Consider the following 26,951-nt stretch of genomic DNA (forward strand, 5'->3'; position numbering starts at 1 on the left):
CCGCTTCACTTCGCCTATAGCTTCGATCCCGCTGATGTAGCGGGTGCGCCGCTCAGTCGGAATCGACGGGCGTGCGGTAGTTAATCCGTCGCACAGAACCGGTCTTTGAGCGCATGATCAGCGTTTCAGTCGTCATCCAGCCCGGCTCGCGTTTGACACCCGGAAGCAAGGCACCATCAGTCACGCCCGTCGCTGCAAAGATCACGTCTTCGGTCACCATTTCATCACGGGTATAGATGCGGTCAAAATCAGTGATGCCCGCCTTGGTTGCGCGGCCACGCTCGTCATCGTTGCGGAACAGCAGGCGGGTATACATCTGGCCACCCATGCATTTCAGTGCCGCAGCGGCCAGCACACCTTCGGGTGCTCCACCCGAACCCATGTACATATCGATGCCGGTCGCAGGATCGGCGCAGTGCATGACGCCTGCAACATCCCCATCGGTGATAAGCCGGATGGCAGCGCCTTTGGCGCGCACTTCGGCGATCATGTCTTCGTGGCGGGGGCGTTCCAGAATGCACACCGTGATGTCGGAGGGCGCGCAGCCCTTGGCCGCAGCAAGCGCATCCACACGCTCGCCCGGAGACATTTCAAGCGTCACCACGTCCGTTCCATACCCCGGCCCAATGGCCAGCTTGTCCATGTAGGTGTCAGGCGCGTGCAGCATTGAGCCGCGTGGGCCAATTGCAATCACCGTCAGCGCGTTCGGCATGTCTTTGGCCGTCAGCGTAGTGCCTTCGAGCGGGTCCAGCGCGATGTCCACGCCCGGACCGTTGCCCGTTCCCACTTCCTCACCGATAAACAGCATCGGGGCTTCGTCCCGCTCGCCTTCACCGATTACAACAACACCCGCGATATCCAGCATATTCAACTGTTCACGCATCGCGTTCACGGCGGCCTGATCAGCGGCTTTTTCATCGCCTTTGCCAACAAGCTTGGCAGAGGCGAGGGCCGCAGCTTCGGATACACGGGCAAGCCCGAGAGAGAGCATGCGGTCTTGGAAATCGGCTTTGGCGGTCATGGGGCTGGGTCCTTGATGGCAGATGTTGCGTCTCGTCTAGCGTCAGGTGCCGATTTGCACAAGCATATGGATGTTTTGATCCCGGCGTTGATCCGTTCAGATCATGAAGCCGTCAAAGAACGCAGCAATATCCGCGTACGCGGTGAGGGGTAGGACGGCGGCGACAAACTGGTCCGGGCGCACGATCAGAAGGGCACCTTTATTCCGGTCAATTCCGCGCAGATCATAGATATCCGGGGAAGAGCGGAGATCGGAACAGAACACCTTTTCGTAGTCTGTCAGCCCATAGCGCCCCTTGGACGGGCGCAAAAGCGGAGGGAGCGCGGAAAAATCCATTTGCCGGTGTGGTTTCTGGAAGACACAGCGCAGGTCGATCGCAGCGTCTAAATCGGCATCTGTCGGCGTGTAACGGCACACAGGGCTTGCAGGATCGTTTTTCAGAAAATGGCATAGTGCAGCAATCTCACTCTCCGAGGTACCGGTGTCTTGCTGACCGGCAAAGGCGAACAATCGCCACCTCCCGTCCGCCCGCAGAACTTCGGCAAGCTCCATCGGTCTGGCGTCGCCCAGACGGATCACCTTGGCGGAATGGAACCGTTTGCCAACGATCATGCCGGTTGCCAGCCCCTGATGGGCAGCTTCCGAAGTAATTAATGAAGGATCGTACCGCGTTTCTACACCAGCGGTGTAGCGACCGTGCTGCTTGAAATATTCCTGAAACCGCGCCGCCTCTGCTGCATTGCGGGTTTTTGCGCTAAACAGGCGGGCCATGTCGCGATCAAAGTCGATCAGCTCTTTGGCTTTTGCCTGACGTTCTTGCGAATAGCTGTGCAGGAGCGCAGGGTTTGCCTGCCCGCGCAGCACCGCCGACAGCTTCCAGCCAAGGTTGAACGTATCGGCCATCGACACATTCATGCCTTGACCGGCCTTGGGGCTATGGGTGTGACACGCATCGCCAGCAATAAAGATGCGCGGCGTCCGTTCCGCGCGTTCGGTCTCGGGCACATCATCGAAGGCATCACAAACCCTTTGCCCGATCTCGTAGGCGGACCACCATGCGACTTCCTTTGCTTCAAAATCAAACGGCGCAAGGATCGCACTGGCCTTGGCAATCAACATTTCGGGCGATACTGCCCTGTCGGCAGCCCGCTCATCACCATGCAACGCGTCTAGTTCTATATAAAGCCGCACCAGGTGCCCACCCTCACGCGGAATGATGAGAATGCTGCCGTGCGCCGCTGACTGGATCGCGCACTTGAGCCGAATGTCGGGAAAGTCGGTGACCGCCAGCACATCCATAACGCCCCAAAGCTGCCGCGCGGCTTCGCCTTTCAATCTGTGGCCAAGAGATTTCCGCACAGTGCTGCGCGCACCGTCGCAGCCGACAACATATTTTGCCCGGATGGTCTCAGTCTGTCCGGTTGCCCCAAGACAACGGAAGGTCGCTGCGACCGGATAATCGGGATCCTCCGTTAAGGTGACGTCCACTAGCTCCCGATTATAATCCGGCGTCATACGATGCGAGGAGTTTGTCATCACCTCAAGATAGAAGTCGTGAATACGCGCCTGACTGAGGATAACGTGGGGCATATGCGACAGGTCGTCCTCCACATCCTGAATGCGGTCAGCGCGGTGCAGGCCCACGCCATCCTGCTGGGGGCGCCAAAACGCCACCTCGTTCACGTGGTAGGATTCTTTCAAGACCTTCTCTGCAAAACCGAATGCCTCGAACATCTCGATAGAGCGGCATGCGATGCCGTCCGCCTGTCCGATTTCCAGTGGACCGGATTTTCGTTCGGTGATGCGCGTTCTGATATCAGGGAAGGCGGCAAGTTGTGCGGCGAGGGTAAGACCGGCAGGACCGCAGCCGACGATCAGCACGTCAACCGCGTCAGCCGGATGGTCAACAAATGCGGATGCTTGCTGCACAGACGGATCACCGCTTCGAAATCCGTTCAGATGGTACTGCACTGCCATCACTCCTTATTGTAAGTATGCATACTAAATAGGGCGGCGTGTTGCAGGATGTCAATGTAGTATGCATACTTACTAAAAAGGAAAGCTTATGTCGTCGAAACCGAATCTTGACCAGATGCCTGGTCACCTGATCCGCCGGTTGCAGCAGCAATCCTCCTCGGTCTTTCAGGACAAAGTAAAAACTGCTGGACTGGATGTCACTTCGGTCCAGTTTGCGGCGTTGGACACTTTACAGGCGCAACCGGGGCTGGATCAGGCAGGGCTGGCCAAGCGGATTGCCTATGACCGCGCGACCATTGGCGGCGTGATCAAGCGGCTGGAGGCCAAAGGCCTGATCCGTCGCGTGCCTGACAAGGAAGATCGCCGCGCCTATTGTCTATGGCTGTCAGACGCGGGGCAGGACTATCTTGCGAGACTGCGACCGCTTGTAGAGACGGCGCAGGACGACATTCTTCCCAACTTGGACCGCGAGGAAAAGATTCAATTTCTCAAGCTCGCAAAGAAAGCGCTGGAGGGATAGCGGAGGCTCTCAGACCTCTTCTATGCGCAACGCCACAGGCTCGCCCGCCATCACGCCGGTGCTGTCCATCGCTGCAATAGCCGTCTCGATTGAGGCTTGTGTTGTCTTGTGGGTCACGATCAGGACCGGTGCCGAAGTCGCCTCGTGGGCATACTGGCGCATCCGGTCGATGCTGACGCCTGCTTCGCCCAGAACGGTGGCAATCTTTGCCAAAGCACCGGGTTTGTCGACCAAGCTCATTCGCAGATAATAAGCGGCCGGCAGCTTTGTCAGTGCTGCTGTTGCGGATTCCAGTGTCGACGCGGGCTGGCCAAAAACGGTGCCCCGAACGCCACGCGCAATGTCGCAGATATCGGCCATCACGGCACTTGCGGTTGGACCTTCACCTGCACCGGCACCGCGCAGCACGATCTGGCCTACGGCATCGCCTTCCAGCACGACCATATTGGTGCCACCTTCAAGCTGACCCAAAGGCGAGGTATCCGGCACGAGGCAGGGCTGCATACGCTGTTCCAGTCCGCGACCGGTCTTTTGCGTCACGCCCAGAAGCTTGATCTTGTAGCCCATGTCGGCGGCAGCTTTGATGTCTTCGATGGTGACCCGCTCGATCCCTTCCAGCTGGATGCCGTCGAAGTCGACTTTCGTGCCGAAAGCGATGGACGACAGGATCGCAAGTTTGTGCGCCGCATCAATACCACCCACATCAAGCTGCGGATCAGCTTCGAGGTATCCAAGGCCGTCGGCTTCGGCAAAGATATCCTGATAGGTTCCGCCAGAGCTTTCCATCCGCGTCAGGATATAGTTGCACGAGCCGTTCATAACACCCATGACGCGCTTGATCTCGTTGCCTGCAAGCCCTTCAAGCAGCGCTTTGATGACAGGAATGCCGCCTGCAACGGCCGCCTCGTACCGGATGACCCGGTTTTTCGCCTCTGCCAGTTCGGCCAGCGCCTGACCATGGATTGCCAGCATTGCCTTGTTGGCGGTTACCACGTCCTTGCCTGCGTTAAGCGCGGCCTCGGTTGCGTCCTTTGCAGGGCCTTCGTCGCCGCCCATCAGCTCGACAAATACGTCCACGTCATCGCGTGTCGCCAGCGCGACCGGATCATCTTCCCATGCGTAATCCGACAGGTTCACACCACGGTCTTTGCCTTTCGACCGGGCGGATACTGCGGAGATTGTGACCTTGCGGCCTGTGCGCGCTTCCAGCAAGGCGGCTTGCTGGCGGATAATACGCACGACCCCGACACCGACTGTGCCCAGACCTGCAATACCAAGGCGGAGGGGAGCAGACATCGCGTCAGACATGGGGGCAGTCCTTTTCAAAGATTGTGTTGCTGGCGATGTAACGGGTTCGGTCCAAGGGCGCAACGCGGCAAGTGCTATCGCAGGCCTGCGCGCAAACGCTCTTTTTCGGCGTTGGTCAGCACAGTGCCGCGCAGGCCATTGGCGCGTGCCCGGAGGGCTGACAATCTTGCATCAAGCGCACCCTGCGTCTGAACGGGATCGGGACCCGTCGTCTGCGCTTGCGCCAGCAGTGGCTCCAGCGGGACAAGGGCAGGGTAGGCCGCCGCGTCAATCTCCGCCGTTTGGGTGCTGTCTAGATCCGGAAACTGCGTGCAGGCCCCCATACCAAGGCCAAAACAAGTGATCAAAATCTGGGCGGTTGCGCGGCTCATGAGAATGTTCTTGCACCAGCAGGGGGACCCGCGCAAGCAGGCTTTGCTTTTGAACGTTTGTTCATTTATTTGATCTTCATGGCACGTACGACCGGATCACATGCAGGGATCACCGGACCCAAGGTAAGGCAAACGGCATTGAAGTTGTTTGCGCAAGACGGCTATGCGGCTGTCTCGATGCGGCGGATCGCAGGGCAGGTTGGGGTGCAGGCAGGCGCACTTTACAATTACACACCTGACAAACAATCGCTGCTGTTTGAACTTATGCGCGATCACATGACCGATCTCCTGGACCAGCCGGTAGAGGACGGCGACGGCCCGCCGCTTGAGCAGCTCGAACGCTTTGTCTCTTTCCACATCCGCTATCACGCGGACCGTCCTGACGAGGTGTTCATTGCCTATATGGAGCTGCGAAACCTGACGCCCGAAAATTTCGCAGAGATCGAAAAATTGCGCCGGCAGTACGAAGACCGCTTGGAAGCAATCTTGCGCCGAGGTGTCGAAGCAGGCGACTTTGGCGTGGCCGACCCGAAAATTGTAACTCTTGCCATCATTGCGATGCTGACCGGGGTGAATACCTGGTTCAGAGAAGGTGGCCGGCTATCGCTTGATGAAGTGGTTGCACAGTATTGGGATATGGTCCGCAAGGCGGTTGCCGCCGACCGACGCTAAATGCAGCGCAGTCTTCGAAAAGCATAGCATGAACAAATCTGCGCCAGGTTCATGCATCGCCAGTTCAATATAGCCCGCGCCGCAGAATCTGCCGCATCGGATCAGAGATACGGAAAGATGGCTGGTTGTTGCCGGTCCGACCCAAAGCAATGGAGATACCGGCCCGCAAAGTTGTATCGCCGTCGGCACTGTTTGCGCCAGATAGCCAGTCGCGTGTGGCTTCTGCAAAAACCGTTGCTGGTGTACCTTTGATGGCCGTCTTGATGCCAAAGGTCACTTCGTGCCCATAGGCGCCGAAAGTCTCTTCGTCGAATTCGGCAATGTCGTAGTGTCCGTAAATCTGCGTATTGGCACCTGCGCTCCAGTGCGCACCGATACCGGCCGTAATCCAGTCGAGGTCATTGTCCGCGGACAGCCCGCCACCCGCACGCAGCTCTATGTTGAAGTCTTCAGCAGCGGTGAACATTCCTACGGCGCTGATTTGACCATAGGTCGAGGACACGTCGTTCTTGTCCGCCATCATAAGCGATAGCCCGTATTTTTGCCCGACACGCGGTGTCATATAAAGTGTGGTCCCAATACGCCCGATGCCGCCGGTACTGCGTTCTTCGTACTGAAGGTCGAACTGGGCACCGTGATAATGCGTGATGGCGACATCGACGGTTCCGCCAACATAGCCGCCTTCGATCTCTTGATTGGAGAATCCCAGCCGCAGGTCTGCGCCGATGATACCCAATCCTGAATCTGTCACGGTTTGTGCCGTGGCGGGCAGGGCTGCAAGGCTGAAGAGAGTGACGGCGATAAAACGGGAGTGGAGCATGGCGGCGGTCCTTTGCAAGATGTCTGTAAATGCCGGCCCCCGACGGCAATTGCCTTCCGCTATGCCTGATCTCCTGCCTGAAATAAAGTTTGACCTAAACAGAAGGTTAAGTGGTTAAGTGGTTAATTTTGCGAGTGAATGTGCCGCGCAGAGAAGGGCTGCTGCGCGGTGGTTTTTTCAATGCGCTGGCTTAATGAACGTGCCGTTGCGCAGCTCTGCAAAAGCAGTTTCAAGCTCTGCGCGTGTGTTCATCACGATAGGGCCATGCCATGCGACAGGCTCCTCAATCGGGGCCCCCGAAATAAGCAGAAAACGAATGCCTTCGGGACCGGCCTGCACCGTGACCTCGTCGCCTGTTCCAAACCGGATGAGTGTACGATCCCCCGACATGTCGCGGATGTTGACTTCTTGTCCCGCAACTTCTTTTTCCAACAGGATACCTGATGGTTTCGACGCATCGGCAAAGGCTCCGGCACCTTGAAACACATAGGCGAACGCCCGTCGATAGGTATCGATGCGAAACGTTTTTTTCACACCTGCTGGGACGGTGATGTCCAGATACTGCGGATCGGCGGCGATGCCATCAACAGGGCCGGTCTTGCCCCAGAAATCGCCGGTGATCACGCGCACATGGGTGCCATCATCGTCGGTCACCTCAGGAATATCGGCAGATGTAACATCCTGATACCGCGGCGCAGTCATCTTTTGGTCGCCGGGCAGGTTACCCCAAAGCTGGAAGCCGTGCATCTGGCCGCGCGCGTTGCCGTGCGGCATTTCCTGATGCAGGATGCCGCGTCCGGCGGTCATCCACTGTACATCCCCCGCCCCAAGCGAGCCGTTGTTGCCCAGCGAATCTGCGTGTTCGACAGTGCCTTCCAGCACATAGGTAATCGTCTCGATCCCGCGATGGGGATGCCATGGAAACCCTTTTTCAAAGTCCTGCGGATGTTCGTTGCGAAAGTCGTCGAATAGCAGAAAGGGGTCCAGTTCGCTTGGGTCCTGAAAGCCGAAAGCACGGTGGAGCTTGACACCGGCACCTTCCATCGTGGGCGTGGCGCGGCGTGTTTCTAGCGTGGGTCTGAGGGACATTCTGGCCTCCTGCGTTGGTTTCGACCATCACATGGTCGGTAGCGGCCTTCCTTGCAATCAGCAGCTACGAACGCTGTCTGTGCAGATTTGCGCAAGGTAAACTAACGGGTGATGATAATTTTGCAGCGTTATGCGGTACCGCTTCCCTTCCACCATTCCGATGGCTTTTTGCGTCCCCCGCGCTTGCGGTCCAGCCAAAGCGCGAGCTTGCGTGCAGGGGAGAGCGCCAAACGCAGCCATAACCTGTGCTTTGCTTTGGAGAAATCGCGGTTGAAGGGGCAGACGCGCATGCAGATAGCGCAATCAGAGGACATTTTCGCCCAGAAGCCGAAACATTTTGCGGCATCGGATGTCCATTTGCGGACGCCCTTGATGGCAGAAATATCATCGCTGGTTTCCGGTGGACCGAAGGGCAGCGCTTTGACGGGGCAGGCATCAGCACATTTGGTGCAGATATCACAAAAAGCCCGCACACCCTGCGGTTTAGGCGTGTCGTGTGAGAGCGGCAGATTTGTGAAAATCTTGGAAAAACGCAGGCGCGGTCCAAACTCGGGAGTGATTACAAGTTGGTTTCGAGCGTATTCGCCCAAACCAGCCTTGATCGCATAGGGGATGACCAGTCCCGTGTCATTCATACTGGCTGTCGCCTCATAGCCCAGATTTCGAATGTAGGCGGCAAGTTGCATGACCACAGCGGCCTCGTGGCTGTATTCCCGACCCGTGGCAGCACTCGCAAGGGCGGAGGGGTAGGTGGCAACAAGGTCCTCTTCCATCTGGTGTCCCATCACGATCACAGAGGTCATACCGGATGGCAGATCATTTGGAGCATCGGACATATCGCGGGTATCGACGCGTGTGGCGTATAGCCAGCGTTCATCCATATCGGTAATGCCGCAAAGATCTGCGCCAAAGAAATTGGCAATCCGTTTTATCTCGGCGGACATTCTTGCGGGATCGTCCACTTCCTGCTGCATTGGTGCGACCGGCGTGTCATTGTCGATCGCGGCTTGAAACCCTTCGCGTTTGCCGCTGGCACCGCCCCTGTCCGAGATCAGATCGGAAATGAGCCAGCTCGCGTTTCTCAAGGCAAAATCGCGTTGAGTGAAACCGTCACCGCGTCTTGGCGTGGCCTCCATCCGGTAGGAGGCAAAGAAAGCATCGGTTTTAGGCGTGCGCACCCTGTCGTCCCAAAAGGCGCGGCTGAAGATGTCATTGCGCTGGGAGAATCGTTCGAAACCCTCAATCACTTCGATACCGGCGGCGGCATCGTCCGGTCGCGGCTTAATGTGGTTTTCGGGATAGGACATGGCAGGAGTTGATCGTCTGTGAGGTCTTCACGCAAGGCTTTTGCGAAAGGCGCGCGTAACTTTTTGAGAGAAACCTGCAACTTCAGTGAGACGAAGGTCGCATCCGGGCGCGACATGTCGGCAGCAGACCCGATTGATGCACAGAGCACAAAAAAGGAAGAGATATGAAAATTGGTTTTATCGGTCTGGGGAATGTCGGCGGCAAGCTGGCAGGATCGTTGCAGCGCAACGGGGTAGACCTTGCGGTCCATGATTTGAACGCCGACTTTGTTGCCGCCTTTGTCGCGCGCGGTGCGCGTGACGGGGGATCGGCAGCGGCACTGATGCAGGATTGCGAAGCTGTCATCACCTGCCTGCCCAGCCCGGCGGCCTGTGCGGCAGTGATGGCCGAGATGTTGCCCCATGTAGGTCCCGGTAAAATCTGGATGGAGATGTCGACAACAGATGCGGACCAGATCAAGGCCCATGCTGATGCGGTGATCGCGGCGGGCGGTGAAGCGGTGGATTGCCCTGTGTCTGGCGGCTGTCACCGGGCGGACACGGGTAATATTTCGATCTACGCAGGCTGTACGCGCGACACATTCGACCGCGTTCTGCCCGTGCTGACGCACATGGGGCGGCGTATTCTGCATGTGGGCGACGTCGGGGTCTCAAGCACGTTAAAGGTGATGACCAACTATCTGGCAACGATCAACCTTTTGTCGTTGTGTGAGGCGCTGACGGTGATGAAGGCTGCCGGTATGGATCTGGGCGTGACCTACGAGGCAATCGCTGCATCTTCGGGCAATTCATTTGTGCATGAAACCGAAAGCCAGCTGATCCTGTCGGGATCGCGTGACGTGAACTTTACGCTGGATCTGGTCCAGAAAGATGTTGGTCTTTTCCAGAAGTTAGCTGACGATAATAATGTGCCGCTTGAACTGTCACCCTTGATGATATCGATGCTCACGGACGGTCAGAACCGGTACGGTGAACGGGCGCAGTCGGACCGGATGATTGAACGTCTTGAGGAGGCAACAGGGCTGAGCATCACGGCAGCGGGGTTTCCGACCGAGCTGGTAGATGATGAGCCAGAGGAGCGCGGGTATGAGGTGCCGGTGCGCGGGTAGAAAAACCTTCTTTTTTCAGGTTTCAGGCCTTCGCGCCGATGTACTTGCTGCATTGGCGCGACGACTTTCGCTATATCATCAGGCCCTGTCCGACGGTCCAGACAGGAGTAGTTAGGCAAGTAGCGGCGCAATATTGCATCCCAGAGCAAATGGGCGAAATCCCATAGAATTTGGTCGAAACAGCAAGATCGTGTATCTTTCGGCTATTCAAAAAATTCTATTGTTTACCGGAGATGCGAAATGAAACGCTTGTTCAAGATACTGCTTATTGTTGCCCTAGTGATTGGTGTGATCGTTGTGGGTGTAATGCTGATGACCGCAGGGGACAGAACCATTGCCCGGCAGTTTATGACGGACGTGAGCACTGGCTCTTTCGACGCGGCGCTTGCTGCCCTTCATCCGGAGGTCGCCAAAGAGATGCCGCTGGAGCGCATGCAGAGTGTTTTTGCCGATGTTGAACCTTACACCGATGTGAGCTTTTCCAATGTGCAGGCAAGCGGCGGGCGGACCACACTGTCGGGCACAGCGTCCACAGAAACGGGATGTACCAGCGCGGTGGACTTCATGATCTTGGGTGACCAGATCGCCATGTTCAACATCGAACCATTGTGCCGCAAACCCTGACGTGCGCCCGTTTAATCCGGCGTTTTGGTGTGCCTAGCAATTGGGAATGTTGACCGCGAGGCCACCAAGGGACGTTTCTTTGTACTTTTCAGACATGTCCGCGCCGGTCTGCCGCATCGTTTCAATACAGGCGTCCAGCGGGACAAGATGAGTACCATCGCCACGCAGGGCCAGCGAAGCGGCAGACACTGCTTTAATCGCACCCAGTCCATTGCGTTCGATACAAGGGACCTGCACCAATCCTTTGACCGGATCGCAAGTCATGCCAAGGTGGTGTTCCAGTGCGATTTCCGCCGCATTTTCAACCTGTTCAGGTGTGCCACCCATGACGGCACAGAGGCCCGCGGCGGACATGGCCGCGGCTGACCCCACCTCGGCCTGACAGCCCGCTTCAGCCCCCGAAATTGATGCGTTGAATTTGACCAGACCCCCGATGGCAGCGGCCGTGAGCAGGAAATCTTCGATATGGCTTTGCGATGCGCCCGGCACATGGTCAAGGTAGTAACGCAGGGTCGCGGGAAGCACGCCGGCGGCACCGTTTGTGGGGGCGGTGACCACCTGTCCTCCGGCGGCGTTTTCCTCGTTCACTGCCATCGCATAAACGCTCATCCAGTCATTGATCGTGTGAGGCGCACTGAGGTTCGTGCCACGTTCCGCGATAAGCGCGTCGTGAATACCCTTGGCGCGTCGCCTGACCGACAGTCCACCGGGCAGGATGCCATCGGTGGTCAGTCCCCGATCAATGCAGTCGTTCATCACCTCCCAGAGCCGTCTGGCCCCGTCACGCAGGTGGATTTCGCCGTTGCGGGCGACTTCGTTGGCGCGTTTCATCTGGGCAATCGACTTGCCCGAAGCTTTTCCCATCTCCAGCATCTCGGCGGCGGATTTAAACGGGAAGGGGACAGGCGTGCCTTCGTCGGTGTCCTTGCCTGCGGTCAGTTCGGCCTCGGTCATCACAAAACCGCCACCGATGGAATAGTATGTCTCGCGAAGGGTCACGTCGCCTTGGGCATCGGTGGCCATTAGCATCATGCCGTTGGCATGGCCGTCGAGCTTGGTGTCATAGTCAAAGATCAGGCTGGTCTTTGGATCAAAGGCAAGCGGCGGCAGTCCCTCTACGGTGATCTGTCCAGTGTTGGTAATGTCTTCCAGCGTGCCCTCCGCCTTGGCCGCGTCGTAGGTTTCGGGGGTGAAACCTGCCAGCCCCAATATGGTAGCGCGGTCCGTGGCATGGCCGACACCGGTAAAGGCGAGCGAGCCATGCAGCGAGGCCCGCAGACCTGCAAACTGGAACGGAGACCCGCGCATCAGGTCCAGAAAGCGCGCGGCAGCCACCATTGGTCCCATAGTATGCGAAGACGAAGGGCCAATGCCTACTTTGAACATGTCGAAGACAGAGAGAAACATGCGCTGGTGCCTTGTATGGGGACCGGTGATCCCAGTTTGCTTGGCACAAGGCTTCGTCCCATTGCAACCGCGTTGCGCGTGTGAATGCGACCATTTCACATCGTCAAGCGGAAGTGGTGAAAAAAAGCGGTCTCCTGCACTCGCACACTGACGGGAATCTCCCTATAACGCCCGCCAGACCCCAATCTACGGAGCTGCCCCATGGCCGGAGAACTTTCCCCCATCGACAAAGCTAAATTTGTCGCTGCGAAACGTGCGTCACAATATGTCGAAGACGGGATGCGTGTGGGGCTGGGAACCGGCTCGACTGCGGCATGGCTGGTGCGCTGTCTGGGCGAAATGGTCCGCGACGACGGTCTGCGGATCAAAGGCGTGCCGACGTCCTCCCGCACAGCGATGCTCGCCCGTGATGTTGGTATCGAAGTGATTTCGCTGGACGAAGCCAAGTGGCTTGATCTGACCATTGATGGTGCAGACGAATTTGACGGTGACCTGAACCTGATAAAAGGCGGCGGTGGCGCGCTGCTGCAGGAAAAGATCGTGGCAACCGCATCCGATCAGATGATTGTGATCGCTGACATCGGCAAAGAGGTCGAAAGCCTTGGCGCGTTCCCCCTGCCGATTGAGGTCATACCGTTTGGCTGGCAGACCACACAAGCGCTGGTGGAGGAAACGCTGATCTCTATGGATGTGCTTGGCCGTACGTCTACGCTGCGGATGAACGGGGACGTGCCGTTTGTTACGGATGAGGGCAACCACATCCTCGATTTGCATCTTAACCGCATCGGTAATCCGCGACAGCTTGCCCTCGTCATCAACCAGATGCCGGGTGTGGTTGAAAACGGGTTGTTCATAGATATCTGTGATGCGGTGGTTATCGGATACGGCGACGGTCGGGTGGAAGTGCGTGACATAAACGAGGGGACAAGCTCGACAGAACGGCTTGATTTCGTCGAGACCGATAATCTTTTCTCCGACCTCTCAGACTAAGGACTGGCCCCATGGCAGATAAATTTGATTTCGACCTTTTTGTCATCGGCGGGGGCTCTGGCGGGGTGCGTGCTGCACGTGTAGCAGCCGGTGAATATGGTGCAAAGGTGGGGCTTGCCGAAGGAGACCGTTATGGCGGGACCTGCGTTATTCGCGGCTGTGTGCCCAAAAAGCTGATGGTTTTTGCGTCCGAGTATTCGAGCGTGCCCGAAGAGGCCGCGGCCTACGGGTGGGACGATATGCATGCCGGTACGTTCAACTGGCACGGTTTCCGCGAACGGCTGAACGGGGAGCTGGACCGGCTCGAAGGGATCTACCGCAACCTGCTGTCGGGTGCGGATGTCGAAACCTTCGACCAGCGCGCAAAGGTCAAGGATGCCCATACGGTGGAACTGGCGGATGGCACGACGAAATCGGCCAAGCATATTCTGGTCGCGACAGGCGGCTATCCCGTGCGGCCCGATATCCCCAATGCCGATCTGGGCATTGTGTCTGATGATATCTTCCAGCTGGAAAAACTGCCCAAGTCGATCCTGATTATTGGCGGTGGCTATATCGCTTGTGAATTCGCTTGCATCTTGAATGGCTTGGGCGTCGAGGTAACGCAGTATTACCGTGGCGCACAAATCTTGCGTGGCTTTGATGACGAAGCACGTGGTTTGGTTGCGGAAAGCATGAAAGAAAGCGGCGTTGATCTGCATGTCGGCAGCGATATCGTCGAGATGTGCCTTGCCAAAGACAAACACGATGGCCCGCAGCCGACGGCCTCTGATGCGTCTATGGGCATGTCGGATAAAGAAGCCGAAGCGATGCGCTCCGAGACAGACGGTGCCGTGGCAGGGCAGCAGGGACCGATCTGGGTTAAGGCCAGCACCGGTACCGAAAAGGTTTTCGATATGGTTCTGTTCGCGACAGGCCGGATGCCTTCGACCAATGACATGGGTCTGGAGGACGTGGGCGTCAAACTTGGCCGCAAGGGCGAAATCGAGGTTGATGAGTACAGCCAGACTGGCGTGCCGTCGATCTACGCCATTGGTGACGTTACCGACCGCGTGAATCTGACACCCGTGGCGATCCGCGAAGGCATGGCCTTTGTGCAGACGGTGTTCGGTTCTGATCCGACACCTGTCGATCACGACTTGATCCCCAGTGCGATCTTTACCCAACCAGAGATGGGTACAGTGGGACTGAGCGAAGAGCAGGCGCAGGATCAGGAAGAAATCGAGGTATACTGCACGTCGTTCAAACCGATGCAGACCTCGTTCGCGGGCAAGTCGAACCGTGTTATGATGAAGCTGATCGTGAGCAAGGAAAGCCGCGTTGTGCTGGGCTGTCACATCGTCGCACCTAACGCGGGTGAGTTGATCCAGATGGTCGGGATTGCGGTCAAAGCAAAGCTTACAAAAGAGCAGTTTGACGCCACCTGTGCGGTTCACCCGACCATGTCCGAGGAGCTGGTGACGATGCGCAAACCCGCGCGGACAGCTTGATTTTGAGCACTAAGACCACACATGCGTATAACAATATAGAACGATGGCCGCAGGCTGCGGTACGAAGAGGGGAATACAACTAGATGGCTGGTAACAACGGCGGCCCATGGGGCGGCGGCGGAAATTCAGGCGGTAACAACGGCGATGGACGTAAAGACACGCCCGGCAACCGCGGGAATAACAATGGCGGCGGACGCGGCCCCGGCAATGACAAACCACAAATTCCGGAAATCGACGAACTTGTCCGCAAAGGACAGGAGCAGCTTCGCGTTCTGATGGGCGGCGGCAATGGTCGCGAGCGTGGTAATGGTAGCGGCGGCGGCGACAACAATGGTCCGCTCCTCACACGCGGCACTGTCGGTTTGGGTCTGGTTGTTGCAGTTGTTGCTTGGGCTTTTGCCAGCTTCTACACGGTCCGTCCCGAACAGCAGTCGATCGAGCTGTTTCTTGGCGAATTCAGCGAAGTCGGGACTGAAGGTCTGAACTTTGCGCCATGGCCGCTGGTGACAGCGGAAGTGTTCGACGTCACCACCAACCGCACCGAAGAGCTGGGTGTGCGCCGTGGAAACAGTGACAATGACGGACTGATGCTGACCACGGACGAGAACATCGTCGACATCGACTTTCAGGTGGTCTGGAACATCAAAAACGCGCGCGACTTCAAGTTTTCGTTGCGCGATCCCGAAGCATCTGTGCGGGCGATCAGCGAATCTGCGATGCGTGAAGTCATCGCCCAGTCGGAGCTTGCACCGATCCTGAGCCGTGACCGTGGTGCGGTTGCCGATCAGGTGAAGACCTTGATCCAGACAACCCTCGATAACCGCGAAACAGGGATCAACGTGCTCCGTGTCAACCTTAACAAGGTTGACCCGCCAAGCCAGACTGTCGTGATCACCAACGCAGACGGCACAACGACCCAAGGGTCTGTTGTGGATGCCTTCCGTGACGTTCAGGCCGCCGAGCAGGAACGTGACCGAGTTGAGCGTCAGGCGGATGCCTACGCCAACCGGAGAACTGCCGAAGCACGTGGTGAATCAGCAGAGCTTCTGGAAGCTGCCGAAGGCTACCGCGCCCGTGTGGTGAACGATGCCATTGGTGAAGCAAGCCGCTTTGAGGCGGTTCTGACCGAATATTCCGCCGCACCCGAAGTAACACGCAAGCGTCTCTATCTTGAGACGATGCAGAAAGTTCTTGGCGATGTGGATAAAATCATCCTTGAGAGCGGTGCCGGTGGTGCCGGACAGCAGGGTGTCGTGCCCTATCTGCCCCTGAACGAGCTGCGTCGCAGCGGAGGATCAAACTAATGAAAAAGATGGGATTTTTGCTGCCTGTCGTGGTGGTTGCAATCGTTGCTGTACTGTCTGCGATCTTTGTTGTTGATGAGCGCGAAAAGGTGCTTGTGCTGCGCTTTGGTCAAATCAAACAGGTCGTGACCGAGCCGGGCATCGGTTTCAAAGTACCCCTTCTGGACGAAGTTGTCCGTTTTGAAGACCGTATTCTGAGCCTTGAGACAGAGGTGATCGAAGTCACGCCTGCGGATGACCGCCGCTTGGAGATCGACGCATTCGTGCTCTACCGGATCGACGACATCGTTCAGTACCGTCAAGCGATCGGTGCAGGCGGCGAACGTCAGGCTGTTAATGATCTGGCCGGTATTCTGGAATCCCAGATCCGTGCAGTTCTGGGTTCGCAGGGTGTCACGTCAAACACCATCCTGTCGCCTGAGCGTTCCGCCCTTATGGAGCAAATCCGTGTGCGTGCCGACGCCCGCGCTGATGCTTTGGGCCTTGCTGTGGTCGACGTGCGCCTGCGCCAGACAAACCTGCCTGAGCAGAACTTTGACGCAACCTTGCAGCGTATGATCGCCGAGCGGGACCGTGAAGCCACAGACGAACGTGCACGTGGCCGCGAAGCCGCGCAGCGTGTCATCGCTTTGGCTGATCGTACCTACGAAGAAATCCTGTCGGAAGCACGTCGGGACGCTCGTATCATCGAAGGTGAAGCCGATGCAGAGCGCAACAAGATCTTTGCAAACGCCTACACCAAGGATCAGGAGTTCTTTGAATTCTACCGCTCGCTGACCGCTTACGAAGAAGCCTTGAAGGGCAACAACTCCACCATGGTCTTGTCGCCGGATAGCGAATTCTTCAACTACCTGCGGTCCGATCAGGGCAGCCGCTCTGAAGAGGGTGAGCGCAATTGAGCCTGTTGCTTCTGGCAATCGGGCTGGTGATGATCTTCGAGGGGCTGGTGTACGCACTGGCCCCTTCGCTATTGGAACGTATGCTGGAAGCCCTGCGCGCGATGCCTGAAGGGGCTGTCCGCCAGATCGGTGCGCTTGTCATTGTTGCAGGTTTGGTTTTCGTCTGGATTGCGTTTCAGATCGGGGTTTGATCACCCTGGACTGCGCCGCCAGCGAAAAATCTGTTCATCAATGCTGTTTCATCGCGTAATCCGCATTTTGCGCAGGTCCAACCCGTTGAAAACCGCGTGATCAGATACATCTTTGATATTGCGGCAGGGGAGTTCGCGATGCACTCTGCCTTTAAGAGATGCGTGGCTACCCGATGGCCCCGCCAGAACAAAGCAGGAGATCACCCATGCAGTCACAGGCCAATGTGAGACAACAGCGCGCAGGACAGGCCCAAGTCAGAGCACGCCAGATGCGTGACGGGACCGTCTTCAAGGCGATGATGCTGGCGATGCTCGCCTTGGCGTTGGTGATGGCACAGTCGGTTGTCGCATTCGCCAAGCCCGAGAGTTTGGCACCCCTCGCTGAAAAGATTAGCCCGTCGGTTGTGAATATTACCACCTCGACCGTGGTCGAAGGTCGGACAGGACCGCGTGGAATTGTACCCGAAGGGTCCCCGTTTGAGGATTTCTTTCGCGAGTTTCAGGACCGCAACAACGGTGGTGACGGCGAAGGTCAGCGCCCGCGGCGGTCGTCTGCTCTGGGGTCCGGCTTTGTAATCTCCGAGGATGGTTTTGTCGTTACAAACAATCACGTGATTGAGGGTGCGGACGAAATCACAATCGAATTCTTCTCTGGCGAAGAACTGAAGGCGGAAGTCATCGGGACAGATCCCAACACCGATATTGCGTTGTTGAAGGTCGAGGCCGAGACACCTTTACCCTTTGTGAAATTTGGCGACAGCAATGCCGCTCGGGTCGGGGACTGGGTTATTGCGATGGGTAACCCGCTGGGGCAGGGCTTTTCTGTTTCCGCTGGTATCGTCTCCGCACGTAACCGCGCGCTTTCAGGAACGTATGACGACTACATCCAGACCGATGCCGCAATTAACCGCGGTAACTCTGGCGGTCCGCTGTTCAACATGGACGGCGATGTGATTGGCGTTAATACCGCGATTCTTTCTCCCAATGGCGGGTCGATTGGTATCGGGTTTTCCATGGCTTCTAATGTGGTCACGCGTGTTGTCGATCAGCTCAAGGAATTTGGTGAGACACGCCGCGGTTGGCTTGGTGTACGTATTCAGGATGTGACGCAGGACGTTGCAGATGCCATGGGCCTCGCGTCTGCGACGGGCGCACTGATCACGGATGTACCCGATGGCCCTGCGAAAGAAGCAGGTCTGCTGACCGGTGATGTCATTCTGTCATTTGATGGTGTCGAAGTCGCTGATACCCGCGCGCTGGTCCGTCAGGTTGGCAACAGCCCCGTTGGTGCAAATGTGCGCGTCACCGTGATGCGGGAAGGCAAAAGCCAGACGATCAAGGTCGCTTTGGGCCGGCGTGAGGACGCCAATGGTGCGACATCCGGTGACGAAGATACACCAGATCAGCAATCCGAGCCCGAGACCAAGGATCTGTTGGGGCTGACGCTTTCCCCCCTTACCGATGCGATCCGCGGTGAGATGGGACTTGATGCAGATATGATGGGCCTTGCGGTGACGGCTGTCGATGAAGGGTCCGAAGCCTTTGAGAAAGGTCTGCGCACAGGTGATGTCATCACTGAAGCGGGCCAGCAAAAGGTCACATCCATCAGCGAACTGGAAGCACGTGTGGACGCTGCTAAGGATGCCGGCCGGAAGTCACTGCTTTTGCTGGTGCGTCGCGCAGGTGACCCGCGTTTTGTGGCGTTGACACTGGGCTGATCGTACCTGTCACTGTCGAACAGATTTTCATGGGGCATCCGCTAGCGGGTGCCCCTTTTGCCATTCCGTTATTCGGTCGGTGTGCGGGGAACTGCGATCAATCCCAGATCGCGCGCAGATGCGACTGTCAGCACTGCACTGTCTCGTCCGTTGCTTTTCTGAAAGGCCTGCACCGCATCGCGGGTGGCTTGATCCAGCCTTCCTGTAACGGCCCCACCATAAAGACCACGTGCTGACAAGGCACGCTGCAACGATGAAACGAACTCCTCGGTCAGCACATCAGGGCAGGGCGTCTCAAACCAATTGTCCCTGCGCGGTGACACGATTACCTGTTCTTCCTTGGTGCGGTAGACCGGCGGGCTGCCGATGGTGCCGTCAGGGTTCACCTTGGCGGCTTTGATCTGCACGCGGCTGCTGACGACCTCGACCACGGCGGGGCTGACCGTTTTGCCCCAACAGGTGCCGGGCGCTGCACCGGGCGGACCATTACGTGTCGGCTCAAGCACGCCGGGTTCGGGCGGTGCGTCATCAGTACCTGGTGTTGTCTGGTCGCACGCCAAAAGGGTAAGTCCCGCCAAAAGGCAAAGGGACACGCGCAGCTTGCGCGGAAAAACGGATCGTACCTGTATCATTGCCCGTGCCTCCGGGTCTGGATTTTGGGGCTTTGTAGCCTGTTTCGACCGCTGTGCCTAGAAGCCCGCGTCGGAAACGACCTGCGGCGAAAAGGGACTGGCCGATGTGCGCCACCGCCGCTAGAAACATGCGAACACTTTTGAACAGGAAAGCAGACATGGCAAAAATCACTTACGTAGAGCATGGCGGCAAAGAGCACGTTGTGGACGTGGCCAATGGCATGACCGTTATGGAAGGCGCACGCGACAACAATATTCCAGGCATCGAGGCCGACTGCGGCGGTGCCTGTGCGTGCTCAACCTGTCATGTCTACGTCGATGCGGCTTGGGTCGAGAAGATCCCAGCAAAGGACGATATGGAAGAAGACATGCTTGATTTCGCTTATGAGCCAGATCCGGCACGCTCGCGCCTGACATGCCAGATCAAGGTCACGGATGCGCTGGACGGTTTGCGTGTTCAGATGCCAGAGAAGCAAATCTGATGTGGCGTGCGGTCCTTTTCGGGACCGTGCTGGCCGCTCCGGCGGCGGCAGAGCAGATAACAGCAGCGCACTTTGTTGAGCCGACAACACGGTACGCACACGCCGTTCTAGGCGACGCCATCGAGTACGGTGCTCTGCGTATCGAGGTGACAGGGCTCGGCTCTGTTCTGGTGCGCCTGCCGAAGGATCACGTTTTCGAGGATGTGGCCCCCCGTCTTTGGGACGTGGACGGCGACGGCAATCCGGAAGTGGTCGTGATCGAAACGGATGTTACCCAAGGTGCTGCGCTGGCGATTTATGGGCCGGAGGGCAAAATCACAGAGACCCCGCACATCGGACGTCCAAACCGCTGGTTGGCCCCGATTGGTGCTGCTGATCTGGATGGGGACGGCCTTATTGAACTGGCCTACGTCGACCGGCCGCATCTGGCCAAGACCATCCGCGTCTGGCGTTTCGAGGCGGGGGCGCTCAAGCCGGTTGCAGATTTAGCTGGCTTTACCAATCACCGGATTGGCGAAGATAACATTGCCGGCGGCATTCGCACCTGTAACGGCGGTCCCGAGATGATTGTGGCGACCGGTGACTGGACGCGGCTGTCAGCCGTCAGCTTTGCAGAAGATGCTTTCACGGTGCAAGACATCGGGGCACACGATGGGCGCGGCAGCTTTGCCACCGCGCTGCGCTGCGATTAATCTAACGCACGCCAGCCGATGTCCCGGCGGCAGAACCCTTCGGGCCAGTCAATCTGATCGACCATCGCATAGGCGCGTTTCTGCGCCTCAGCCAATGTTTCGCCTCGCGCGGTGATGTTCAGCACGCGCCCGCCTGTCGCAGTAATCGCACCTTTGTCAGACGCTGTGCCGGCGTGAAATGTCATGTTCTTGCTGTCTTCGGGCAGGGCATCCAGCCCCTTAATGACAGACCCTTTTTCGTAGGCACCGGGGTAGCCGTTTGCGGCCATAACAACTGTGACGGCATGATCGTCAGCCCAGTTCACGCGCATTTCTGACAGACGACCTTCCGCAGCGGCATGCATCAGGTCGAACGCCTGTGCACCAAGCCGCATCATTAGGACCTGACACTCGGGGTCGCCAAAGCGCGCGTTGTATTCCACAAGCCGCGGCTCACCATCTTTTATCATCAAACCAGCATAGAGGACGCCTTGATAAGGCATGCCGCGTTTCGCCATCTCTGCCATCGTCGGGCGGATAATCTCGTTCAATGCTTTTTCCGCAATCGCATCGGTCAAGACAGGCGCGGGGGAGTATGCCCCCATGCCGCCGGTGTTCGGACCAGTGTCCCCGTCGCCCACACGTTTGTGATCTTGCGCCGTGCCGATAGGCAGCACGTTCTCACCGTCGCAGAGCACGAAGAAAGACGCTTCTTCGCCTTCCATGAATTCCTCGATCACCACTTCGGCACCTGCATCGCCAAAGGCACCGTCGAACATTTCGTCGACTGCTGCGGCAGCTTCGTCATTCGTCATGGCGATAATGACCCCTTTGCCTGCCGCCAGACCGTCCGCTTTGATCACAATCGGCGCATCGTGCGTGGTGAGGTATGCGCGGGCATCGGCATGGTTTGTGAAATGCCCGTAAGCGGCCGTTGGCGCGTTGCTCGCGTCGCAGATGTCCTTGGTGAACGCTTTGGATGCCTCAAGCTGTGCGGCGGCGGCGGAGGGCCCGAAGACGTTGAAACCAGCGGCACGCAGATCATCGGCCACACCCACGGCAAGCGGTGCTTCTGGACCGATAATGATGAAGTCGATGCTGTTTTCTTCGCAAAATGCGATGACGGCCGCGCTTTTCATAATATCCAGTGCCGCGCAGTCGGCGATCATCGCGATGCCCGCATTCCCGGGGGCCACGATCAGCTTGTCGCATTTGGGATTTTGCAATGTGGCCCAAGCCAAGGCGTGTTCACGTCCACCACTGCCTAAAATGAGGATGTTCATGGTGCGCACTCCCTTGGACTTTGTTGTGGGGCGTTCTAAGCTGTGGGATGCGCGGTGACAAGGTGGCACAATGGACCTGATAGACGATCCCATGGAAGGGCAGAACAGCCCGGAATTCTCCGTCACGGAGTTGTCAGGTGCGATCAAGCGCGTGATTGAGGGTGAATTCAGCCATGTGCGCATCAAGGGCGAAGTGGGCCGTGTCAGCCGCCCGCGATCGGGGCATATCTATCTGGATCTTAAAGATGACAAGTCGGTGATCTCCGGCGTGATCTGGAAAGGTGTTTCGGCACGGCTGGAAACGCAACCCGAAGAGGGTATGGAGGTCGTCGCCACAGGCCGCATCACCACCTTTGGAGGGCAGTCGAAATACCAGATTGTCATCGAAGACATCAAGCCGGCAGGCATGGGCGCTTTGATGGCCTTGCTGGAGAAGCGCAAGAAAATGTTGGCGGCCGAAGGTCTGTTCGATGCGTCGCGCAAGCAAACTCTTCCTTACCTGCCAGAGGTCATCGGGGTGGTCACCTCACCTTCGGGGGCTGTTATTCGCGACATCCTGCACCGCCTGCGGGACCGGTTTCCGCGCAAGGTGCTGATTTGGCCCGTTGCTGTGCAGGGGGCAAAATGTGCGCCCGAAGTGGCCCGCGCTATCGAAGGCTTTAACGCCATGACCCCCGGCGGCGCATTGCCGCGCCCGGATTTGCTGATCGTTGCCCGTGGTGGGGGATCGGTTGAGGACTTGTGGGGGTTCAACGAGGAAGTCGTCGCACGGGCGGCGGCTGCATCGCAAATCCCTCTTATCTCTGCCGTTGGGCACGAGACTGATACAACCCTGATCGATTTCGTCTCTGATATGCGTGCGCCGACGCCGACGGCCGCGGCGGAGCTTGCGGTGCCTGTCCGGCACGAGCTTGCCGCGTGGCTGGAAAACCAATCCGCGCGGATGCGGCAGCTTTTGAGCAACGGTTTGACAGCAAGAGGCCAGCGATTGCGCGATGTCTCGCGGGCTTTGCCGCGTGCAGACACGCTGCTGGATGCCCCACGTCAGCGCATGGACCGCGCAGGCGAACAGCTTGGCCCGGCGCTGATTGCAGGTGTTCAACGCCGGCGGGTACGTCTTGCGGATGTTTCAGGATCGTTAAGACCTGCCACCCTGCGTCAGCGGATCGCCAATGACCGTACGCGTCTCAACGGATTGGCGGCGCGGCTGGGGCCAGCACTGTCGAGAGGTATCGCGTCCAAACGGGACCGGTATGAGAGCCGCGCAAAGGGCTTCCGACCCGCCGCGTTGCAGCGTGACCGCGATGCGAAGGCTGAGAGTTTCCAGCGCCTTGTCACCCGATTGTCCGGCGCGGCGCAGAGACAAATGATGGATTGGCAAAAGCGGCTGGCCGCGATGGAACGTTTGCGCGAAACGCTGAGTTACAAATCAACCCTTGCGCGGGGGTATGCGGTGGTGCGCGGAGACGGAGCCGTGGTCACCGGAACAAAAGCTGCGAAAAAGGCGGCGGTGCTGGAGATCGAATTTGCGGATGGCCGGATGGTTGTGGGCGGCAAAGCTCCCACCAAGAAAGCGGCCCCACCAGCGAAGGATCAGGGTTCCCTTTTTTAGGGGATGCCAGTTTCGAGCAAAGTGTGAGCGTACCGACAAAATGAAGCGGGGAGCCCGTGTTTTCAGGCCACGTGGTCAGACACCGATTTTGGGCCCGAGGCAGAGCATTTTTTCGCCGATGTCTTGGGCTTCATATAGTTCGGTGGTGGTCGGGTTGTTCTCAAATCGTGCGATCAGGCCATTGGCACCCTGGGAAAAGCTCCAGCATTGCGGGTCCGGGTTGTTTTCATAGACAAAACAGATCAGTCCGGCGTCTTCATACCATTCGCCTTCCTTGCATTCGCCATCAAGGAACGACCATTCAACACGGCGGTTTTCATGATATATTTCAGCGCCATATGCCTGACCGTTCTTGCCGAAGTACAGCGTTTTGCCGCGTGTATAGGTGTCGAACTCTTCGGCGGTCATCAAATCCTGTGCCGCAACCGGCATGGCAAGAAGAAAGAGGATCGGTGCAAGTGCTTTCATAAAGCGAGACTGGCAGATAATCCGCGCAGGGGCCAGCCGTTCAGGTGGATTTTCGCCATTTTGCCACACGCCTGTCCATCAATCTGCGCCAAAGCGGCGGGAAGAGCGCGATGACCGCCATAACAGGTAGCGAGTGGGGCAGGACAGGCATGGTGTCGGGCGTGACTTCCAGCGCGGGAAAGGCGCGGGAGGGGCGCATGTGGTGATCCGAATGTTTTGGCGCATTCAGCATCATGGCGCTTGAATACCACTTGGGGGCGTTCCAGCTGTGATGCGGTCCCATTGGCTCTGTGCGTCCATCCGGCTGCACTTCGCGGCGCAGACCATAGTGCTGCACATAGTCCGACAGCAGCAGTTGTAACTGGGCGTAAAGCGCGATCGCCAGATAAGCGATGAGACCTTTGCCCCCGGCAATCATAAACGCGAGCAGCAGCATAACCGCAGCCCCGACCACATAGCCGACATAGGGATGGTTCCAGATGGCAGGCTTTGTGCGCGCGCGGACGCGGTGCGCATTCTCGGCCTCCAGCCCTTGCATGAATTCGCCTTGAAAGACCCGCACGACGTAAGCCCAAAAGCCTTCACCGGTGCGGGCTGAGTTGGGGTCCGCATCTGTCGCAGCATGGACGTGGTGCACTCTGAGATGGGCCGAGACGTGGTGGCCGTGCAGCAACGAGACATATATCGCCGAGCCGATCCTGCGTGGCCAGCGCGAGGTGGCATGGATCAGTTCGTGCGCGTTGGAATTTGACACCTGTCCAAAGTATAGCCCCAGCCCCGTGAACAGGAGCAGCTTCTCCAGAGTGTTGAGGCTCATACCGCCAAGCGCCCAGACACCAAGACCCAAGAGCGGGAAGTGAACCGCTGCCAGAATGAGGCTCAACCGGCGACCGGATTCCTCGGTATTGGGTAAGCTGCCGGAAAGCTTGTCGAGAAGGAATACGACCACAGTAATCGACAGCAATGCGAGTACCGCGAAGGGGCCGCCAGTGAGGGCGGCAAGCCCAAGAAGGACCGCAGGGGTCAGGCTGGCGACGGCGTACCAAAACATGCTTCGGGTTCCTAAAACTAACGACAGGTTTCTTATAGGCGAAATGGAGCGCGGCAAAGGTCACATCGTGACGCAGACCGCCACCGCTGTACGCGCAAAGGAGGGCGGAATTGTCGTTTTTTGCGCGTGGAGCCGGAATGATTATTGGTAGAACGAAACTTACATCGGCTGAAGGGAAGAGATCATGGCGCTGGATCACGACAACAAGACGGGTGAAAACGCCGGTTCCGGAAGCGCGCCGCGTAAAGGCGTTTGGAAGTCGGGTAAGGGCAAGGGGCGTCACCACACCAAAGGACGCCAGCTGACCGACAGCGCGTGGGAAGATGTGCGCGGGTTGCTTGGTGACAGGCCGCGCCGTGCCGATCTGCTGATCGAATTCCTGCATTTGATACAGGATGCCTTTGGCCATCTGTCAGCAGCACATTTGCGGGCTTTGGCGGAAGAGTTGCGCCTTTCGATGGCCGAGGTTTTTGAAGTTGCGACGTTTTATGCGCATTTCGATGTGGTGAAGGAGGGCGAGGTCCCGCCGCCCGCACTGACAATTCGCGTGTGCGATTCCCTTTCGTGTGAGCTGGCCGGAGCGCAGGCGCTCAAGGCTGCCCTGGAGGACGGACTGGATCCCGCCGAAGTCCGTGTTCTGCGTGCGCCCTGTATGGGCCGCTGTGATACCGCGCCGGTGCTTGAGCTTGGTCACAACCACATTGACCATGCCACGCCTGAGAAAGTCATGCAGGCCGTGGCCAATGGCGACACCCATGCGCATGTGCCCGATTACGAGACATATGCCGATTATGCTGCCGAAGGCGGGTATGAAACGCTCGCAACCTTGCGCACTGAGGGCGATTGGGAAGCCGTTCAGGACAAGATACTTGACGCAGGTCTGCGCGGGCTGGGCGGTGCGGGTTTCCCGTCGGGCAAGAAATGGGGCTTTGTGCGCGGCAACGCGGGACCGCGCTATATGGCCGTGAACGGGGATGAGGGCGAACCGGGCACATTCAAAGACCGCTACTATCTTGAGCGGGTGCCACATCTGTTTTTCGAAGGCATGTTGATCGCCGCTTGGGCGGTCGAGGCGGATCGCATCTATCTTTATATGCGTGACGAATATCCGGCAGTGCTGGAAATCTTGACGCGCGAGATCGCGGCGCTGGAAAAGGCAGGTGTCGTGGAGGCCGGCTATATCGAACTACGTCGCGGTGCCGGCGCGTACATCTGCGGCGAAGAATCCGCCATGATAGAAAGCATCGAGGGCAAGCGTGGTATTCCGCGTCACCGCCCGCCCTTCGTGGCGCAGGTCGGAGTGTTCGGCCAACCGACTTTGGTGCACAACATCGAGACCCTGCATTGGATCGCACGTATCTGCCGCGAAGGCCCGCAGGTGCTGTCCGGAACAGAGAAAAACGGGCGAAAGGGTTTGCGGTCCTATTCGGTTTCAGGACGGGTGGCGCAGCCAGGTGTCTATCTGTTGCCGGCGGGATCAACGATATTGGATGTGATCGAGGCTGCTGGCGGCATGGCGGCAGGCCATGAATTCAAGGCGTACCAACCGGGAGGACCATCATCCGGGCTGCTGCCCGCATCGATGGATGACATTCCGTTGGACTTTGACACGCTGCAGCCGCATGGCAGCTTCATTGGCTCGGCGGCGGTGGTCGTACTGTCACAGAACGATTCTGCACGCGATGCCGCACTTAATATGTTGCGGTTCTTCGAGGATGAAAGTTGCGGCCAGTGTACGCCTTGCCGTGTGGGATGCGAGAAGGCTGTCAAGCTGATGCAGGCCGATCAATGGAACACGGGATTGCTGGAAGAGCTGAGCACCGCGATGGTCGATGCATCGATCTGCGGGCTGGGGCAGGCGGCACCGAACCCGATACGGATGGTAATGAAGCATTTCCCCGAAGAGGTTTAAAGCCATGGCTGGAATGCACGGGG

Annotated in this window: 26 protein-coding genes; 14 read left to right on the forward strand and 12 right to left on the reverse strand. The window is 58.0% G+C overall.

Annotated elements, in window-relative coordinates:
* Nucleotides 1-52 precede the first annotated feature (52 nt).
* On the reverse strand, nt 53-1,021 hold the full coding sequence (gene glpX / locus Z946_RS0116625; protein WP_025056853.1) for a class II fructose-bisphosphatase: 969 nt from the start codon (nt 1,019-1,021) through the stop codon (nt 53-55).
* A gap of 96 nt (nt 1,022-1,117) precedes the next feature.
* Nucleotides 1,118-2,998 carry an FAD-dependent monooxygenase gene (locus Z946_RS0116630; protein ID WP_221228689.1) on the reverse strand — a complete coding sequence of 627 codons (1,881 nt, stop codon included), beginning with the start codon at nt 2,996-2,998 and terminating at the stop codon, nt 1,118-1,120.
* An 88-nt stretch (nt 2,999-3,086) separates the two neighbouring features.
* Between Z946_RS0116630 and Z946_RS0116635 the strand changes: the two genes are divergently transcribed.
* Nucleotides 3,087-3,518, forward strand: a complete 432-nt coding sequence (locus Z946_RS0116635) for a MarR family winged helix-turn-helix transcriptional regulator (protein ID WP_025056855.1) — start codon at nt 3,087-3,089, stop codon at nt 3,516-3,518.
* 9 nt (nt 3,519-3,527) lie between these two features.
* On the opposite strand, the gene Z946_RS0116640 is transcribed toward Z946_RS0116635, so the two are convergent.
* Both Z946_RS0116640 and Z946_RS0116645 read right to left on the reverse strand, forming a co-directional pair.
* Entirely contained in the window at nt 3,528-4,814 is a 1,287-nt protein-coding gene (locus tag Z946_RS0116640) for a homoserine dehydrogenase (RefSeq protein ID WP_025056856.1), read from the reverse strand.
* 86 nt (nt 4,815-4,900) lie between these two features.
* A complete protein-coding gene (locus Z946_RS0116645; RefSeq protein ID WP_025056857.1) occupies nt 4,901-5,197 on the reverse strand; it encodes a hypothetical protein in 297 nt (98 codons plus the stop codon).
* 78 nt (nt 5,198-5,275) lie between these two features.
* Between Z946_RS0116645 and Z946_RS0116650 the strand changes: the two genes are divergently transcribed.
* A complete protein-coding gene (locus Z946_RS0116650; RefSeq protein WP_025056858.1) occupies nt 5,276-5,869 on the forward strand; it encodes a TetR/AcrR family transcriptional regulator in 594 nt (197 codons plus the stop codon).
* Between the two features lie 64 nt (nt 5,870-5,933).
* Here the strand turns inward: Z946_RS0116650 and Z946_RS0116655 are convergent, their stop codons facing one another.
* The 3 genes from Z946_RS0116655 to Z946_RS0116665 form a co-directional block, all read right to left on the reverse strand.
* Nucleotides 5,934-6,689, reverse strand: coding sequence for a hypothetical protein (locus Z946_RS0116655; RefSeq protein ID WP_025056859.1), 756 nt, complete (start codon nt 6,687-6,689; stop codon nt 5,934-5,936).
* Between the two features lie 177 nt (nt 6,690-6,866).
* Complete coding sequence (locus tag Z946_RS0116660) at nt 6,867-7,778, reverse strand: pirin family protein (protein ID WP_025056860.1); 912 nt, start codon at nt 7,776-7,778, stop codon at nt 6,867-6,869.
* A gap of 128 nt (nt 7,779-7,906) precedes the next feature.
* On the reverse strand, nt 7,907-9,085 hold the full coding sequence (locus Z946_RS0116665; protein WP_025056861.1) for a 4Fe-4S double cluster binding domain-containing protein: 1,179 nt from the start codon (nt 9,083-9,085) through the stop codon (nt 7,907-7,909).
* A gap of 164 nt (nt 9,086-9,249) precedes the next feature.
* Between Z946_RS0116665 and Z946_RS0116675 the strand changes: the two genes are divergently transcribed.
* On the forward strand, nt 9,250-10,194 hold the full coding sequence (locus Z946_RS0116675; RefSeq protein WP_025056862.1) for an NAD(P)-dependent oxidoreductase: 945 nt from the start codon (nt 9,250-9,252) through the stop codon (nt 10,192-10,194).
* Nucleotides 10,195-10,434: 240 nt separating this feature from the next.
* The gene (locus tag Z946_RS0116680) at nt 10,435-10,818 is read left to right on the forward strand and encodes a hypothetical protein (RefSeq protein ID WP_025056863.1); all 384 of its coding nucleotides are present in this window, start codon (nt 10,435-10,437) and stop codon (nt 10,816-10,818) included.
* 33 nt (nt 10,819-10,851) lie between these two features.
* On the opposite strand, the gene Z946_RS0116685 is transcribed toward Z946_RS0116680, so the two are convergent.
* Nucleotides 10,852-12,225, reverse strand: a complete 1,374-nt coding sequence (locus Z946_RS0116685) for an L-serine ammonia-lyase (RefSeq protein WP_025056864.1) — start codon at nt 12,223-12,225, stop codon at nt 10,852-10,854.
* A 201-nt stretch (nt 12,226-12,426) separates the two neighbouring features.
* On the opposite strand from Z946_RS0116685, the gene rpiA reads away from it, so the two are divergent.
* The 6 genes from rpiA to Z946_RS0116715 all read left to right on the forward strand — a co-directional run bounded on the left by rpiA (nt 12,427) and on the right by Z946_RS0116715 (nt 18,817).
* Nucleotides 12,427-13,215 (forward strand): ribose-5-phosphate isomerase RpiA, encoded by a 789-nt coding sequence (gene rpiA / locus Z946_RS0116690; RefSeq protein ID WP_025056865.1) that lies wholly within the window; start codon nt 12,427-12,429, stop codon nt 13,213-13,215.
* Between the two features lie 11 nt (nt 13,216-13,226).
* A complete protein-coding gene (locus tag Z946_RS0116695) occupies nt 13,227-14,705 on the forward strand; it encodes an FAD-dependent oxidoreductase (protein WP_025056866.1) in 1,479 nt (492 codons plus the stop codon).
* 83 nt (nt 14,706-14,788) lie between these two features.
* Nucleotides 14,789-16,009 carry an FtsH protease activity modulator HflK gene (gene hflK / locus Z946_RS0116700; RefSeq protein ID WP_025056867.1) on the forward strand — a complete coding sequence of 407 codons (1,221 nt, stop codon included), beginning with the start codon at nt 14,789-14,791 and terminating at the stop codon, nt 16,007-16,009.
* Nucleotides 16,009-16,908 carry a protease modulator HflC gene (gene hflC / locus Z946_RS0116705; RefSeq protein ID WP_025056868.1) on the forward strand — a complete coding sequence of 300 codons (900 nt, stop codon included), beginning with the start codon at nt 16,009-16,011 and terminating at the stop codon, nt 16,906-16,908. Before hflK ends, hflC begins: the two co-directional genes overlap by 1 nt.
* Nucleotides 16,905-17,099: a DUF2065 domain-containing protein gene (locus Z946_RS0116710; RefSeq protein ID WP_025056869.1), complete on the forward strand. Its 195-nt coding sequence runs from the start codon at nt 16,905-16,907 to the stop codon at nt 17,097-17,099. The genes hflC and Z946_RS0116710 overlap by 4 nt, the downstream gene beginning before the upstream one ends.
* Before the next feature lie 206 nt (nt 17,100-17,305).
* Nucleotides 17,306-18,817, forward strand: coding sequence for a DegQ family serine endoprotease (locus Z946_RS0116715; protein ID WP_025056870.1), 1,512 nt, complete (start codon nt 17,306-17,308; stop codon nt 18,815-18,817).
* Between the two features lie 68 nt (nt 18,818-18,885).
* Here Z946_RS0116715 and Z946_RS0116720 read toward each other — a convergent pair whose 3' ends face one another.
* The gene (locus Z946_RS0116720; RefSeq protein WP_025056871.1) at nt 18,886-19,449 is read right to left on the reverse strand and encodes a peptidoglycan-binding domain-containing protein; all 564 of its coding nucleotides are present in this window, start codon (nt 19,447-19,449) and stop codon (nt 18,886-18,888) included.
* 158 nt (nt 19,450-19,607) lie between these two features.
* On the opposite strand from Z946_RS0116720, the gene Z946_RS0116725 reads away from it, so the two are divergent.
* Both Z946_RS0116725 and Z946_RS0116730 read left to right on the forward strand, forming a co-directional pair.
* On the forward strand, nt 19,608-19,931 hold the full coding sequence (locus Z946_RS0116725; protein WP_025056872.1) for a 2Fe-2S iron-sulfur cluster-binding protein: 324 nt from the start codon (nt 19,608-19,610) through the stop codon (nt 19,929-19,931).
* Nucleotides 19,931-20,623, forward strand: coding sequence for an FG-GAP repeat domain-containing protein (locus Z946_RS0116730; RefSeq protein WP_025056873.1), 693 nt, complete (start codon nt 19,931-19,933; stop codon nt 20,621-20,623). Before Z946_RS0116725 ends, Z946_RS0116730 begins: the two co-directional genes overlap by 1 nt.
* Here the strand turns inward: Z946_RS0116730 and purD are convergent.
* Nucleotides 20,620-21,885: a phosphoribosylamine--glycine ligase gene (gene purD / locus Z946_RS0116735; protein WP_025056874.1), complete on the reverse strand. Its 1,266-nt coding sequence runs from the start codon at nt 21,883-21,885 to the stop codon at nt 20,620-20,622. The two genes, Z946_RS0116730 and purD, sit on opposite strands and share 4 nt — an antisense overlap.
* 70 nt (nt 21,886-21,955) lie before the next feature.
* On the opposite strand from purD, the gene xseA reads away from it, so the two are divergent.
* Entirely contained in the window at nt 21,956-23,497 is a 1,542-nt protein-coding gene (gene xseA, locus Z946_RS0116740; RefSeq protein WP_025056875.1) for an exodeoxyribonuclease VII large subunit, read from the forward strand.
* Nucleotides 23,498-23,572: 75 nt separating this feature from the next.
* On the opposite strand, the gene Z946_RS0116745 is transcribed toward xseA, so the two are convergent.
* Together Z946_RS0116745 and Z946_RS0116750 are read right to left on the reverse strand one after the other, a co-directional pair.
* Complete coding sequence (locus tag Z946_RS0116745; RefSeq protein WP_025056876.1) at nt 23,573-23,965, reverse strand: hypothetical protein; 393 nt, start codon at nt 23,963-23,965, stop codon at nt 23,573-23,575.
* A gap of 40 nt (nt 23,966-24,005) precedes the next feature.
* Nucleotides 24,006-25,016 (reverse strand): alkane 1-monooxygenase, encoded by a 1,011-nt coding sequence (locus Z946_RS0116750; protein WP_025056877.1) that lies wholly within the window; start codon nt 25,014-25,016, stop codon nt 24,006-24,008.
* Between the two features lie 184 nt (nt 25,017-25,200).
* On the opposite strand from Z946_RS0116750, the gene Z946_RS0116760 reads away from it, so the two are divergent.
* Nucleotides 25,201-26,928 carry an NAD(P)H-dependent oxidoreductase subunit E gene (locus Z946_RS0116760; RefSeq protein WP_025056878.1) on the forward strand — a complete coding sequence of 576 codons (1,728 nt, stop codon included), beginning with the start codon at nt 25,201-25,203 and terminating at the stop codon, nt 26,926-26,928.
* Nucleotides 26,929-26,951: the final 23 nt, after the last annotated feature.

This window comes from Sulfitobacter noctilucicola (genome assembly GCF_000622385.1).
In the GTDB taxonomy this organism is placed as follows: Bacteria; Pseudomonadota; Alphaproteobacteria; order Rhodobacterales; family Rhodobacteraceae; genus Sulfitobacter; species Sulfitobacter noctilucicola.